General features: G+C 71.9%; 13 protein-coding genes. 3 read left to right on the top strand and 10 right to left on the bottom strand.

Annotated elements, in window-relative coordinates; all coding sequences use genetic code 11:
* Positions 1 to 53 precede the first annotated feature (53 nt).
* The gene (locus OG709_RS09755) at positions 54 to 1,298 is read right to left on the bottom strand and encodes a cytochrome P450 (RefSeq protein WP_250304254.1); all 1,245 of its coding nucleotides are present in this window, start codon (positions 1,296 to 1,298) and stop codon (positions 54 to 56) included.
* 440 nt (positions 1,299 to 1,738) lie between these two features.
* On the opposite strand from OG709_RS09755, the gene OG709_RS09750 reads away from it, so the two are divergent.
* The gene (locus OG709_RS09750; protein WP_250304257.1) at positions 1,739 to 2,908 is read left to right on the top strand and encodes a steroid 3-ketoacyl-CoA thiolase; all 1,170 of its coding nucleotides are present in this window, start codon (positions 1,739 to 1,741) and stop codon (positions 2,906 to 2,908) included.
* Positions 2,909 to 2,949: 41 nt separating this feature from the next.
* On the opposite strand, the gene OG709_RS09745 is transcribed toward OG709_RS09750, so the two are convergent.
* The 8 genes from OG709_RS09745 to OG709_RS09710 form a co-directional block, all read right to left on the bottom strand.
* Positions 2,950 to 3,945, bottom strand: a complete 996-nt coding sequence (locus tag OG709_RS09745) for an ECF transporter S component (protein ID WP_443068572.1) — start codon at positions 3,943 to 3,945, stop codon at positions 2,950 to 2,952.
* The gene (locus OG709_RS09740) at positions 3,909 to 5,510 is read right to left on the bottom strand and encodes an ABC transporter ATP-binding protein (RefSeq protein WP_326694966.1); all 1,602 of its coding nucleotides are present in this window, start codon (positions 5,508 to 5,510) and stop codon (positions 3,909 to 3,911) included. Before OG709_RS09740 ends, OG709_RS09745 begins: the two co-directional genes overlap by 37 nt.
* Positions 5,511 to 6,611 (bottom strand): energy-coupling factor transporter transmembrane component T, encoded by a 1,101-nt coding sequence (locus tag OG709_RS09735; protein WP_250304261.1) that lies wholly within the window; start codon positions 6,609 to 6,611, stop codon positions 5,511 to 5,513.
* Positions 6,608 to 7,303: an SCO2322 family protein gene (locus OG709_RS09730; protein ID WP_326694967.1), complete on the bottom strand. Its 696-nt coding sequence runs from the start codon at positions 7,301 to 7,303 to the stop codon at positions 6,608 to 6,610. The genes OG709_RS09735 and OG709_RS09730 overlap by 4 nt, the downstream gene beginning before the upstream one ends.
* A complete protein-coding gene (locus tag OG709_RS09725; protein ID WP_266643380.1) occupies positions 7,303 to 8,511 on the bottom strand; it encodes a prenyltransferase/squalene oxidase repeat-containing protein in 1,209 nt (402 codons plus the stop codon). The genes OG709_RS09730 and OG709_RS09725 overlap by 1 nt, the downstream gene beginning before the upstream one ends.
* A 357-nt stretch (positions 8,512 to 8,868) precedes the next feature.
* Positions 8,869 to 10,059, bottom strand: a complete 1,191-nt coding sequence (locus OG709_RS09720) for an SPFH domain-containing protein (protein ID WP_250304267.1) — start codon at positions 10,057 to 10,059, stop codon at positions 8,869 to 8,871.
* A gap of 11 nt (positions 10,060 to 10,070) precedes the next feature.
* Complete coding sequence (locus OG709_RS09715) at positions 10,071 to 10,331, bottom strand: hypothetical protein (RefSeq protein WP_250304268.1); 261 nt, start codon at positions 10,329 to 10,331, stop codon at positions 10,071 to 10,073.
* Positions 10,332 to 10,502: 171 nt separating this feature from the next.
* Complete coding sequence (locus tag OG709_RS09710) at positions 10,503 to 11,540, bottom strand: MBL fold metallo-hydrolase (protein WP_250304270.1); 1,038 nt, start codon at positions 11,538 to 11,540, stop codon at positions 10,503 to 10,505.
* 223 nt (positions 11,541 to 11,763) lie between these two features.
* On the opposite strand from OG709_RS09710, the gene OG709_RS09705 reads away from it, so the two are divergent.
* Both OG709_RS09705 and OG709_RS09700 read left to right on the top strand, forming a co-directional pair.
* Positions 11,764 to 13,239, top strand: a complete 1,476-nt coding sequence (locus OG709_RS09705; RefSeq protein WP_329165632.1) for an aldehyde dehydrogenase — start codon at positions 11,764 to 11,766, stop codon at positions 13,237 to 13,239.
* Complete coding sequence (locus OG709_RS09700; protein WP_250304275.1) at positions 13,239 to 13,472, top strand: ferredoxin; 234 nt, start codon at positions 13,239 to 13,241, stop codon at positions 13,470 to 13,472. The genes OG709_RS09705 and OG709_RS09700 overlap by 1 nt, the downstream gene beginning before the upstream one ends.
* A 177-nt stretch (positions 13,473 to 13,649) precedes the next feature.
* On the opposite strand, the gene OG709_RS09695 is transcribed toward OG709_RS09700, so the two are convergent.
* The gene (locus OG709_RS09695; RefSeq protein ID WP_250304277.1) at positions 13,650 to 14,264 is read right to left on the bottom strand and encodes a TetR family transcriptional regulator; all 615 of its coding nucleotides are present in this window, start codon (positions 14,262 to 14,264) and stop codon (positions 13,650 to 13,652) included.
* Positions 14,265 to 14,397 lie beyond the last annotated feature (133 nt).

Genomic DNA, 14,397 nt, shown 5'->3' with positions numbered 1-14,397 from the left:
GGGACGGCTCGAACAGGTGGCCCGGCCGGAGCTTTCCGGCCGGGCCCACCGTGTCAGCCGCGGTTCACCTGGAGTTCCTTGATCCCGTTCAGCCAGGCCGAGCGCAGCCGCCGCGGGTCGCCCACCAGTCTCAGGTCCGGCAGGACGTCCGCGATGGCGTTGAAGATCAGGTTGATCTCCAGTACGGCGAGCGACTTGCCGAGGCAGAAGTGCGGGCCGCCGCCGCCGAAGCCCAGGTGCGGATTGGGGTCACGGGTGATGTCGAACTGCTCCGGGCTGTCGAAGACTTCGGGGTCGTTGTTGGCCGACGAGTAGAAGACCCCGACCCGGTCGCCCGCCTTGATCTGCTGACCGCCGAGCTCCAGGTCCTGCGTCGCGGTGCGCTGGAAGGAGACCACCGGGGTGGCCCACCGCACGATCTCCTCGGCCGTCGTCTCCGGGCGCTCGGCCTTGTACCGCTCCCACTGCTCGGGGTGGGTGAGGAACGCGTGCATGCCGTGGCTGATGGCGTTGCGGGTGGTCTCGTTGCCCGCGACCGCGAGCAGGATGACGAAGAAGCCGAACTCGTCGGACGAGAGGTTCCCCTCGCCCTCGGCGGCGACCAGCTGGGACACGATGTCCTTGGCCGGGCACTCCTTGCGGTCGGCGGCGAGGTTCATCGCGTACGAGACGATCTCCATCGCCGCCTCGGTGCCGACCTCCTCGGTGATCGCGTACTCCGGATCGTCGTACGCCGCCATCTTGTTGGACCAGTCGAAGATCTTCGAACGGTCCTGCTGGGGCACGCCGATGAGTTCCGCGATGGCCTGCAGCGGCAGCTCCACCGCGATGTTCGTGACGAAGTCGAAGGAGCCGTCGTCCGCGGAGTTGGCCAGCGCGGTCTCGACGATCGACCGGGCGCGGTTGCGCAGCACCTCCTCCAGCGAGCGGATGGCGCGCGGGGTGAAGCCGCGCTGGACGATCTGGCGGACCCGGGTGTGCTCGGGCGGGTCCATGTTGAGCATGATGAGCCGCTGGACGTCGATCTGGTCGCGGCTGATCGACTCGTTGAACCGGATGACCGCGGTGTTGGTGTTCGAGGAGAACAACTCCGGGTGCGTGGAGACGTATTTGACGTCCGCATGCCGGGTGACGGCCCAGTAGCCCGAGTCGTCGAAGCCCGCTACGCCCGTCGGCTGGGTGCACCACCAGACGGGAGCGGTCTGCCGGAGCGTGGCGAACTCCGGGTGGGGCACCCGGTCCTGGAGCAGGTCCGGATCGGTGAAGTCGAACCCTTCGGGCAGATGGGGGCAGTGCATCGGCTCCTCCAACTCCAAGCTCTGGCCATCGGTCTGACGGACCATCAGAAACTCACCGAAAGATAGTAACGAGTTCTACAAGGAGCAAGGGTTCCGGGAAGAGTTGTTGCGCACCGAGGCGCCCCGATCCCCGGAACACAGGCCCTCGGGGCCTGTGCGGAGTTCCCCCGCGGCGTCGCGGCGCTGGGCACGCACACTCGCGGCGTTGCCGAAATGCCCCCGTAGCTCCGCTATGGGGGCATTTCGGCGCCTTGCGATCGCACGCGCCCAGCGCCACTCCTTGCTCCACGGGGAAACTCCGCACAGGCCCTAATACCCGTGCAAGGCCCTTGCGTACCGGGGGTAGCACTCATAAGACTGCACGGAGAACTAGAACGCGTATCAGTTCTTTCGTGCGGGCGCCGGGACGCCCGCACGGACGTGGAGGAGAGGACGAGCTCATGGCCGCGGAACCCGTCATCGTCGAAGCCGTACGTACCCCGATCGGCAGGCGCGGAGGCGCGCTCGCCAATCTCCACCCCGCCTATCTGCTGGGCGAGACCTACCGCGAACTCCTCGGCCGCACCGGCATCCACGCCGACTGCGTCGAGCAGATCGTCGGCGGTACGGTCACCCACGCCGGCGAGCAGTCCATGAACCCGGCGCGCAACGCCTGGCTGGCCATGGGGCTGCCGTACGAGACCGCCGCGACCACCGTGGACTGCCAGTGCGGATCCTCGCAGCAGGCCAGCCACATGGTCGCCAACATGATCGCGGGCGGGGTCGTGGACATCGGCATCAGCTGCGGTGTCGAGGCGATGTCACGCGTGCCGCTGGGCAGCGGATCCAAGCACGGTCCGGGCAAGCCGTTCCCCGACGAGTGGAACGTCGACCTGCCGAACCAGTTCGAGGCGGCCGAGCGCATCGCCCGCAACCGGGGGCTGACCCGGGAGAACGTCGACTCGCTCGGGCTGATCTCGCAGGAGCGGGCGGCCACCGCCTGGGCCGAGGAGCGCTTCAAACGGGAGACGTTCGCCGTCCAGGTGCCCACCACGGAGGAGGAGCAGTCCGCCGGGCAGGGCATGTGGCGGCTCGTCGACCGGGACGAGGGGCTGCGCGACACCACGATGGAGGGCCTCGCCCGGCTCAAGCCGGTCATGCCGGTGGCCGTGCACACCGCGGGCAACTCCTCGCAGATCTCCGACGGCGCCTGCGCGATCATGTGGGCGTCCAAGCGGATGGCGCGGGCGCTCAAGCTCAGGCCGCGCGCCCGGATCGTCGCCCAGGCGCTGGTCGGCTCGGACCCGAAGTTCCACCTGGACGGACCGATCGACGCGACGCGTGCGGTGCTGGGGAAGGCCGGCATGTCGCTCAAGGACATCGACCTCGTCGAGATCAACGAGGCCTTCGCCTCGGTGGTGCTGAGCTGGTCCCAGGTGTTCGAGCAGGACCTGGAGAAGGTCAACGTGAACGGCGGGGCGATCGCGCTGGGGCACCCGGTGGGGGCGACCGGGGCGCGGCTGATCACCACCGCGTTGCACGAACTGGAGCGCAGGGACAAGGAATTCGCCCTGATCACCATGTGCGCGGGCGGGGCGCTGGCCACCGGGACGATCATCCAGCGGCTGTGACCCGGCGCCGCCGCCCGCGCGCTCGGGGCGGCGGTCCGTGGTCAGCCGGTTCCACCGGGCGGCACGTCGGAGGGGACGCCCGGACCGGGGACACCTGGACCGGGGACGCCCGGACCGGGAGCAGCCGCCGTACCGGTACCGGTACCGGAAGCGGCCACCGGGCCGACGGCGGCCCCGGCGGTCCCGGAGCCGACAGCGGCCTCCGCGGCCTCAGGGGCGAAGGCGGCCTCCGCGTCGAAGGCGGCCCGCCGGGTCGCCCGGCGCAGTGCCTTGAGGACGGTGGACCCGACGGCGAGGGTCAGCGCCACCGTGACGACCGCCCGCCCCAGGTCCCAGCCGAGCGAGGTCGCCGCGCAGTACGCGAAGAAGCGGACCAGGTTGTCGCCGACCGCGTCCCCCGGGCGGAAGGAGATCCCGGTGGAGAGCCCGCCGATGTACGTCCAGCCCTGGAGGTTCATCACCGTGCCGTACGCGAAGGCCGCCAGGTATCCGTAACCGGCGAGCATCAGCAGTTCGGCCCGCCCGCGCAGCCTCCGGGCGCCGGGCAGCAGCCCCGCGCCCATCGTGAACCAGCCCATCGCGAGCATCTGGAACGGCATCCAGGGCCCGACCCCGCCGGTCAGCAGCGCCGAGGCGAACATCGTCACCGAGCCCAGGACGAAACCGAAGCCGGGACCGAGCACCCGCCCGCTCAGCACCATCAGGAAGAACATCGGCTCCAGGCCCGCCGTGCCCGCGCCGAGCGGGCGCAGTGCCGCGCCCACTGCCGCCAGCACACCCAGCATCGCCACCGCCTTGGCGTCCAGACCGGCGTCCGCGATCGTCGCCACCACGACGGCCACCAGCAGCGGGAGCAGCGCGGCGAACAGCCACGGCGCGTCCTGCGAGTGGGCCAGCCCGGACGCCGGGTCCGCGAGCAGCGGCCAGCCGAAGGCGAACACCCCGAGCACGCTGATCAGGACCAGCGCGGCCACCGAGCGCGGGCCGAGGCCGATGGCCCTCACAGCGCCTCCCGTACCTGGGTCACGGTCAGCCAGTCCTGCGGCGCGAGGATCTTCGAGACCTGCGGGGCGAACGCGGGCGACGAGACCACCACATCGGGTGTCGGCCCGTCCGCGACGATCTCGCCGTCGGCCAGGACGACGACCCGGTGGGCGAGTTCGGCGGCCAGCTCGACGTCATGGGTGGCGAGCACCAGGGCGTGCCCCTCCCGGGCGAGGCCGCGCAACACCGTGACCAGACGGCTCTTCGCCGCGTAGTCGAGACCGCGGGTCGGCTCGTCGAGCAGCAGCAGCGGAGGCCGCCCGGTCAGGACGACCGCCAGCGCCAGGGCGAGCCGCTGGCCCTCCGAGAGATCGCGCGGATGGGTGGCGTCCGGGACGCCGGGAAGCAACTCGGAGACCAGCGCCCGGCAACTGCCCGGCGCCGCGCCCGCGTCCGCGTCGGCCGCCGCGCACTCGGCGGCCACCGTGTCCGCGTACAGCAGATCGCGCGGCTCCTGCGGTACCAGCCCGACCCGGCGGATCATCTCGCGCGGCGAGGTCCGGTGCGGGGTCTTCCCGCCGACGCGCACCGACCCCGACGTCGGTTCGTGCATCCCGACGAGCGCGCCGAGCAGGGTGGACTTCCCGGCGCCGTTGCGGCCCATCAGGGCGACCGTCTCGCCGGGGCGCACCGACAGCGAGACCTCCCGCAGCGCCTCCACCCGCCCGCGCCGCAGCCCCAGCTTCGCGGTGACGGCGACCGGCTCCGCGGGCGGCGGCGGTACAGGGGCCACCGGGGTACGGTCCGCCAGCCGCTCGCGCAGCGCGGCGGCCCGGCGGCGCGCGTCCCGTACGGACAGTGGCAGCGGGTCCCAGCCCGCCAGCCTGCCCAGCGCCACCACGGGCGGGAAGACCGGGGAGCGCGACATCACCGCGGCGGGCGCGCCCATCACCGGCGGCTCACCGGGACCGGGCAGCAGGATCACCTGGTCCGCGTACTGCACCACCCGCTCCAGCCGGTGCTCGGCCATCAGCACGGTCGTGCCGAGATCGTGCACCAGCCGCTGGAGCACGGCCAGCACCTCCTCGGCGGCGGCCGGGTCCAGCGCCGACGTCGGCTCGTCGAGCACCAGCACCTTGGGGTGCGGAGTCAGCACGGAGCCGATCGCGACGCGCTGCTGCTGACCGCCGGAGAGCGTCGCGATCGGCCGGTCGCGCAGCTCGGTGAGGCCCAGCAGGTCAAGGGTCTCCTCCACCCGCCTGCGCATCACGTCGGGCGCCACCCCCAGCGACTCCATGCCGTAGGCCAGTTCGTCCTCGACGGTGTCCGTCACGAAGTGGGCGAGCGGATCCTGCCCCACCGTCCCCACCAGGTCGGCGAGTTCACGCGGCTTGTGGGTACGGGTGTCGCGGCCGTCCACGGTGACCCGGCCGCCCAGCACCCCGCCGGTGAAGTGCGGGACCAGCCCGCAGACGGCACCGAGCAGCGTCGACTTGCCGACCCCCGAAGGGCCGACCAGCAGGACCAACTCGCCCTCGGGGACGGTCAGATCGACCCCGCGCAGGGTGGGTTCCGGCGCGTCGGCATAGGTCACCGACACCCGCTCGAACCGGATCACTTACACCGTCTCCTTCGGTACGGGAGCCACGAAGGCGGGAAGCAGCCCGATCAGCACGGAGGCCGCGGGCCAGAGCGGCAGCTGCGGCGCGACCAGCGGGACGACACCCGGGTGCAGGGCCTCGGCGTCGTAGCTGCCCGCCCAGATCATCAGCGCGGCGACGGCGATCCCCGAACCCGCGACGAGCCAGGCGCGCGGGCCCCAGCGGTCGGGCCGGTAGCGGGTACGGACCGAGCGCCGGCCACCCAGCCGCAGCCCGGCGAGCGCCGCCAGCAGCCCCACGGCCAGCACCGGGAGGCCGTACGAGGCGCCCTCGGCGGCGAGCAGCCCGTAGGTCCCCGCGCAGACACCGAGCAGCCCGCCGAGTGTCAGCACGGTCGTGGTGTGCCGGACGGCGGCCGGGACCCGGGCCGTACGGCCGTAGCCCCGCGCGTCCATCGACGCGGCGACCGCGACCGAGCGCTCCAGCGCCCCCTCCAGGACCGGCAGCCCGATCTGCAGGACGGCCCGGAACCCGCCGGTCGGACGGCCACGCAGCCTGCGGGCGGTGCGCAGCCGCACCACGTCGGCGACCATGTTCGGCGCGAAGGTCATCGCGACGACGACCGCCACGCCGACCTCGTACAGCGCGCCCGGCAGGGACTTGAGCAGCCGCGCCGGGTTGGCGAGCGCGTTCGCCGCGCCCACACAGATCAGCAGGGTGGCCAGCTTGGCACCGTCGTACAGCGCGAAGACCAGCTGCTCCGCGGTGACCCGGCCGCCGATCCGCACCCCCTGCGCCCAGTGCGGCAACGGGAGTTCGGGCAGCGTGAACAGCACGTGGGAGCCCGGGATCGGGGAGCCGAGCACGACGGAGAAGACCAGCCGGACGGCGACGACGAACAGCCCGAGCCGGACGAAGGTGCCGTACGAGCGGGCCCACGGCGCGTCGGTGTGCCGGACCGCCACCACGTAGCCCGCGACCCCGACGAGCAGTCCGAGCAGCAGCGGGTTGGTGGTGCGGGACGCGGCGGTGGCGAGCCCGAGGGCCCACAGCCACCACGCCCCGGCGTGCAGGGCGTTGCTGCGGCCGACAGCGGGGGCGCGGAGCTGGACAGTCATCCGCTGTTACGCCGGCGGCGCGCCTGCCACACACCTGCGGCGCCGAGCACGACCACCGCGGCCAGCCCGCCGACGAGCCCGGCGGAAGGACCGCCGCTGTCACTGCCGCCACCGTCGGCGGACGGCTTCTTCTGCGGATCCTGGTGGGCCGTCGAGACCTGTTCGCCGCACCCGGTCCTCGGATACCCGGCGATCGAGCAGAGCAGCGCCTCGCTGTTGTAACGCAGCGGCTTGGCCACCGCGGCCAGTGCTTCCGCGCTGGTCGCGTCGGTGCCGACCCGGGCGCACGCGGTGCGCACCACGGGCGGCTTCTCACCGCCGGGGGCGTCGGCCGCCGTACCGAAGTCGATGACCAGCGCGACCCGCTTGGCGCCGTCCTCGGCCGGGGTCTTCCCGCAGATGGTGTCGAAGCGGGCGGGGCCGCGCGGCTTGCTCGCGTCCTGCGAGTCCTCGCTCACCGCGAACCGGAAGCCCTGGACGTCGCCGTCGGAGGGCCGGGCGGTGGACGGGCCCTGGGTGGCGTACGTCCAGGAGCTGCCCGTACGGTCCCAGAACGACCAGTACCGGTACCCCGCGGCCTGCGCGGGCACGGCGCCGAGCAGCGCGAGGGCGAGAGCTGCCACGACGGTCAGCACGGCGGCCGGGGCAGCCGTACGGTGCCGGGCGGCGGACCGGTGGATCGGGCGCCGCATCAGGACGTTCGCTTCCTGCCGCGCATGCTGATCAGGAACCCGATGCCGATCCCGGCGACCAGACCGATGCCGACGATCCACCAGACGCTGACGCCGGAGCTGTCGCTGTCCTTCTTCTCCGCGTTCTCGGCGGACTTCGCCGTGACGGGCGCGGGGCCGGTCGCGTTGAGCTGCTCGACCAGGTCGAGGGAGCCGAAGGCGCGCGGGTCGGCGCCGTTGGCGTGCGCGGCGAAGATCAGCTGGGCGTACGCGGCGGGTCCGGCCTGCGCGGCCCACGGGCCCGCGTTCTGCTCCAGCCAGGCGAGGGACTGCTTGGCCTGCGCGGGGAGACCGTCGGCGCCGAGCGCGGTCACCGCGTCGGCGGTGTTGCCGAAGTCGGGCTGGTCCTCGGCGCCGGGCATCGCGGACTTCAGGTAGGCCTTGCCCGCGGTCGCTCCGGCGAGGTAGGTGGCGCCGTTGTGCGCGGCCTGCGTGGGCGTCGACGCGTTCAGACAGCCGGTGCCCCCGGCGTCCTTGCCCCCGGGGTCCGGGGCCAGTCCGAGGCCCAGCGCACCCAGGACGGCGGCCCCCGACGCGTCGGCGTTGGCGTACAGCTTCCCGGACTTCTTGTCGGGCTGGTACGCGAAGGCACCGCCCCCGTCCTTGGCGTCGCACGGGATCGACAGCGAGACCAGCATCTTCCTGGCCGCGGCCGTCGGCTCACCGGCGGCGGCGAGCGCGCCGATCACCACGGAGGTGGAGTTCGCGTCACTGGCCCCGCCCGGGTTGTAGCTCCAGCCGCCGTCCTTGCCCGCCACGGACTTCAGCCAGCCGGCACCCTTCTTCACCGCGTCGTCGTGACCGCCGAGCGCGGACAGCGCCTGGACGGCCGCCGCGGTGGCGTTGGTGTCCAGCAGCACCTTGCCGTCGCAGGGCTTCGTCACATCGGCGCGGAAGGAGGCGAACCCGCCGTCGGCGCACTGCTGCCCGGTGAGCCAGTCGACGGCCTTCGCCGCGGGCCGCACGCCGACCGTGTGCTGCGCGAGCAGCGCCAGCGACTGCCGCCAGACGCCGTCGTACGTGGGGTCCGTCTTGCCGTACAGCCCCGACGGGATCACCACGGACGGCGAGGCGGACGGCGAGGCGTCATCGGCGAATGCCGTCGGAGCAGCGACCGCGCAGAGTACGGCGGACGCGGCGAGCGCGGTGGCGCTGCGGCGAAAAGTCATGACGGGCGGGGGCCTCTCCTGCGGGGAAGCCGGGGCACGGTCCCGCTCAGGCACCGGGGCTCCGGCTCCGTGTACCTCGACGGTGCCGGCCACCGGAGGTTTCCGGTGACGCGAGCCGGTCACATCCGCGTACCGGGCGTTCCGGCTCGCCGCCGGGGACGGTTCGGATGCGCTCCGTGCCGGGCCTGCGCGGGTGTGATGACGACCTGCCCACTGTACCGGCCGTCGAACAGACGTCCCCGGGCGCGGGGGGCCCGCGGGAACGTGACAGCGGCCCGCCCCGTTCCACCGGGCGGGCCGCTGTCACGTTCCCGCCGCGCAGCGTTCCCGCGCCGGGTCCGTCACCTGCTCACTTGCCTACTTGATGTCGATCGGACCGTTGTCGCTGTCGTCACCGGGCTTCGCCGTGCTGCTCAGGTAGCGCTGGATCTCCGCACCCCGGCCGCCCTGGTGGTGCCCCTCGCCGTCCTGCGCGCCCAGGTTCTTCCGTACCGAGTCGAGGATCGTCAGACCCTGGCCCACCAGACCGGCGGCGATCTCGCCCAGGCCGTCGGCGCCGTTGAGCACGTTGACATTGGCGCCCGCGAGGCCGGACGCGGCCTCCTTGACGATCTGCGGGAGCTGGTCGATCAGCATCCGGTCCAGCGCGACCCGGTCGTACGAGGCGGCAGCCGCGGCCTGGATCTTCATCCGCTCGGCCTCCGCGACCGCCAGGACCCTGATCCGCTCGGCGTCCGCCTCGGCGGGCTTCACGATCTCGGCGACCAGCTGCTGCTGGCGCAACTGGGCCGCGCGCTCGGCCAGTTCGGTCTGGGCGGCGAGCACCTCCTGCTGGGCGTGCGCCTGCGCGAGCGGACCCGCCTGCGCGGCCTGGGCCTGCGCGCGGTCCACCTCGGCCGAGTACTGCGCCTGCACGACGGCGGTCTGCCGCGCGTACTCGGCCTGGTTACGGGTGGCTTCCTGCTGCGCCTCGACGGACGCCTGGGTGGCCTGCGCCTGGGCGATCTGCGCCTGCCGCTGGATGGCCGCGGTGTGCGGGGCCGACATCGCCGCGATGTAGCCCGTCTCGCCGTCGTCGATCGACTGGATCTGGAGCGAGTCCACGATCAGGCCGATCTTCGCCATCTCGGTCTTCGAGGTCTCCAGGACCTCGGTGGCGAGCTTCTGCCGCTCGGTGACGATCTCCTCGACGGTCATCGAGCCGATGATCGAGCGCAGGTGACCGGAGAAGATCCGGCCGGTCAGCACCGACATCTGGTCCTGGTCGGAGAGGAAGCGCTGGCCCGCGTTGACGATGCTCTCGGTGTCGTTCCCGACCTTGAACGCGATCACGGCACGCACGGTCAGCACGATGCCCTGCCGCGTCACACAGGTCTCGGCGACCTCCGCCTCGCACATCGCCAGCGTCAGGAAGCGGGTCTTGCGGAATATCGGCAGTACGAACTTGCCGTGTCCGGTCACCACCCGGAAGGGCGCACCTCCCAGGCCGCGCCGTCCTCCCGAGATGAGCATGGCCTCGTCCGGCGCCGGAACGCGATAACCCAACATCCTTGGTCTCCTTAGTCGGTGTCGCCGGGGTCCTGGGTCAGCGCATCCAGCGGATCCACGGGATCGGTCCACTCGATGACATCCACCTGGCGCGTACCGCGGGATTCGATCACGAGCACTGTCGCCCCGTACGACAACGGCTCGTCGGACCAGGCGAGAAAGGCTTCCCAGCCGCCCCTGACCTGGACCAGGACTTCACCGGGACCGGCGGACCCGCGCGTGGCCACGATCAGCTTCCCCGTGCAGCCGACCACAGCCTCGTCCGGCGCCATCGGTAGCCGCCCCCCTCGTGATGTGCGGTACTGGATCACGACCATAACGCTACTCCGACCTGCGGACTATCCTCCGCCGGTGCTGAGTTCACCAGCCCTCCGTGCGCCGCTCGGTGGGCGGATCAGGGCTTGTCACGCGGGGGTTGGCCGCAGCCGGGCGCACGCTCCGGGTCATACCGCCGTATAGGTGACCGGATCGCTTCCGGTGACGGTTTCCACCTGACCCAGTTTCATCAGGCGGCGCAGATGTGCCTCGGCCTCCGAGACCGCGATGTTGCGCGATCCGTACGGAATCCGCTCCCAGGGGCGGTTCCACTCCATCCGTTCGGCGATCTGCCAGAGGGTGAGCGGCCGGGCCAGCAGGGTGCGCAGGTCCCGCAGCCGGTCCTCGTGGTGGGCCAGCAACTCGCGGACGCGCCCCGGCGCGTCGGTGAAGGCGTGCTGATGCGCGGGGAGCACCTCGGCGGGGGCCAGCCGGCCGATCCGTTCCAGGGAGTCGAGGTAGTCGCCGAGGGGGTCGGTGACCGTGGCGTCGTCGGGGTCCTCGTACAGCCCGATGTGCGGGGTGATGCCGGGCAGCAGGTGGTCACCGGAGAAGAGCCTGCCGTTGCCCGCGAGTTGTGCGGGGTGCTCCTCGTCCAGGTGCAGGCAGACATGGCCGGGGGTGTGCCCCGGTGTCCAGACGGCGCGCAGCCTGCGCCCGGCCAGCGGGAGCAGGTCGCCGGGGACGATCTCGCGGTCGGGGACGGCCGCCCGTACGCCGGGCAGGGTGGAGGTCCGGCCCGAGGCGCGGGCCTGGCGCAGCGGTGCGATGTGGTCCTCCGGCGCCCCCGCGGCGGCGAGCTTCCTGGTGAGGTAGTCGAGCCAGACACCGGGTTCGGAGCTGCGGGAGCGTTTGACGATCTCGGTGTCCGCGGCGTGCATCGCCAGCCAGGCGCCGGAGGCCTCGCGCACCTGGCCGGACAGGCCGTGGTGGTCGGGGTGGTGGTGGGTGATGAGCACCCCGTGGATGTCCGTGACCGCGAGGGAGAGGGCTTCCAGGCCCGAGGTCAGCGCGTCCCAGGAGGCGGGGTCGTCCCAGCCGGTGTCGATGAGCACCGGGCCGCGGTCGGTGTCGACGACATGGACCAGGGTGTGGCCCAGGGGATTGTCCGGAATGGGGACCTTCAGGGACCAGACGCCTCCACCGTGCTCGGTCACCTGCGTCATGGCGTCCTCAACTTTCGTCCGTGGAGCGGCCCTTGCCCAGCGCTCACTATAACTAGAACCGGTTTCAACGGGAGGTCGGGCGCGAACCCGCGCCGATCGCCGGAGGGATCGGGGGATCCGGGGGTGACCGGGGCTTCCGGATGCGAAGTAGAACTGGTATCAGTTTCTGATACAGCGATGTCTGATACAGCGTCAGGTAGCGTCCCCCGGGAGGCAGTCAGTCATGACCGAGCTTGTGGAACACGGACAGCTCTTCATCGGTGGGGAGTGGGTGGAACCTCTCGGTACCGAAGTCATCGAAGTCGTCTCGCCCCACACCGAGCAGGTCATCGGGCGCGTGCCGCACGCCTGCGAGGCCGATGTGGACCGCGCGGTCGCCGTGGCGCGGCAGGCGTTCGACGAGGGGCCCTGGCCCCGGATGTCGCTGGACGAGCGGATCGAGGTGATCACCCGGATCAAGGACGCGTTCGCCGTGCGGTACGAGGAGATCGCCCGGGTCATCAGCTCCCAGAACGGCACCCCGTACACCTCCAGCGTGATGGTGCAGGCGCTCGCCTCGATGATGGTGTGGGACGCGGCGATCACGACCGCGCGCGCCTTCCCGTACGAGGAGCAGCGGGACGGCGTCCTCGGCAAACTGCTCGTCCGGCGCGAGCCGGTCGGGGTGGTGGCCGCGGTCGTCCCCTGGAACGTCCCGCAGTTCACGGCGGCGGCCAAACTCGCGCCCGCGCTCCTCGCGGGCTGCCCGGCCATCCTCAAGGTCTCGCCGGAGACGCCCCTGGACGCGTACGTCCTGGCCGACATCGTCCGCGAGGCCGGGCTGCCCCAGGGGGTGCTGTCGATCCTCCCGGCCGACCGCGAGGTGAGCGAGTACCTGGTGGGGCACCCCGGTATCGACAAGGTGTCGTTCACCGGGTCGGTCGCCGCGGGCAAGCGCGTGATGGAGGTCGCCGCCCGCAATCTGACCCGGGTGACGCTGGAACTGGGCGGCAAGTCGGCGGCGATCATCCTCCCGGACGCGGACCTGGAGTCGACCGTCGCGGGCATCGTGCCGTTCGCCTGGATGATCAACGGGCAGGCGTGCGTGGCGCAGACCCGGATCCTGGTGCCGCGCAGCCGGTACGACGAGATCGCCGAGGCGTTCGCGGCGGCGGCGGGTGCGCTGAAGGTCGGCGACCCGATGGACCCGGCGACCGAGCTCGGCCCGCTGGTCGCCCAGCGGCAGCAGCAGCGCTCGCTGGACTACATCCGGATCGGCCAGGAGGAAGGCGCCAAGATCCTCACCGGCGGCGGCCGTCCGGCCGGTATGGAGCAGGGGTGGTACGTCGAGGCGACGCTCTTCGGGGACGTCGACAACTCGATGCGCATCGCCCGCGAGGAGATCTTCGGCCCGGTGATCTGCCTGCTGCCGTACGGCGACGAGGAGGAGGCGGTGAAGATCGCCAACGACTCGGAGTACGGCCTCAGCGGCAGCGTCTGGACCGCGGACGTCGAGCACGGCATCGAGATCGCCCGCCGGGTCAGGACGGGCACCTACAGCGTGAACACCTTCAGCCTCGACATGCTCGGGCCGTTCGGCGGCTACAAGAACTCCGGTGTGGGACGGGAGTTCGGCCCCGAGGGCTACGGCGAGTACTTCGAGCACAAGATGATCCACCTCCCGGCCGGGTACGAACCGGCGGCGGGCGGGGCCGGGTGATGGGCGACCGCTGGCACGTGGAGGTCGACCGGTCCGTCTGCATCGGCTCGGGGATGTGCGTGAACCACGCCCCCGACGGGTTCGCGCTCGACTCGGCGCGGCAGTCCCATCCGCGGTCACCGGACACCGACGCGCACGAGAAGGTGCTGGCCGCGGCCGAGGGCTGTCCGGTCGAGGCCATCACGATCACGCTGCTCGGGAGCGGGGAGGCGGTCTTCCCGCCCGACGAGTGACCCGACGAGTGCTCGTCGAGTGACCCGTTGAGTGATTCGTTGAGTGACCCGGCGAGTGAGGCGGGCGCGTGGCACGTGCGCCGTACGACCGCGTGCGCCGTACGACCGCGCGCCGCGTGCCCGCCCCACCCGTGCGCCGTACGACCGCGTGCCCGCCCCACCCGTGCCCGGCACGGTTCAGCGCGAACCGCTGTCCGGGGCGGTCAGGTCGATCAACCGGCAGACCGTCTCGATGTCGATCTTCACCTGGGCGATCGAGGCCCGCCCCGACAGCCAGGTGATCAGCGCGGAGTGCCAGGTGTGCTCGATGACCCGGACCGCCGAGAGCTGCTCGGGCGTCGGGCGCTCCAGGCCCATCGCGTCCAGGATGATCGCCGTCGTCTGGCGGGACACCGTGTCCACCTCGGGGCTGACGCTCCGGTCGGCGAAGGTCAGCGCCCGGACCATCGCGTCCGCCAGATGCGGCTCCCGCTGGAGCGCGCGGAAGGCGCCCATCAGGGTCGACGCCACACGCTCGGCGGGGGTTTCCCCCGTGGGGGGCCGTTTGCGGAGGGCGGTGTGCAGGTGCTGGAGCTGGTCCTGCATGGTGGCGACCAGCAGATGGATCTTGGAGGGGAAGTACCGGTAGAGCGTGCCGAGCGCGACCGACGAGTCCTCGGCGACCTCGCGCATCTGTACCGCGTCGAAGCCGCCCCGGATGGCCAGCTGGGCGCTCGCGTGCAGAATCCGGCGGCGGCGGGCCTCCTGGCGTTCCGTCAGGGGCGGCGACGCCGGCTTGGCTTCCACTGTCATCTGTCCCATCCGCTCCCGCCGTGGCGCGAATCACCTGATCCGGCTGTTACGACGGTGCTACCTGCCGGTAGATTCGAAGCTCGTCGATCGATCAAGACTGGCCGAGTTCTCCCGGAGCGCGCCTTCGGAGCTC

The organism is Streptomyces sp. NBC_01267, assembly GCF_036241575.1.
Taxonomy (GTDB): Bacteria; Actinomycetota; Actinomycetes; order Streptomycetales; family Streptomycetaceae; genus Streptomyces.
Note: the sequence above shows the minus strand (reverse complement) of the source record. Positions and strands in the feature narration are given on the sequence as shown.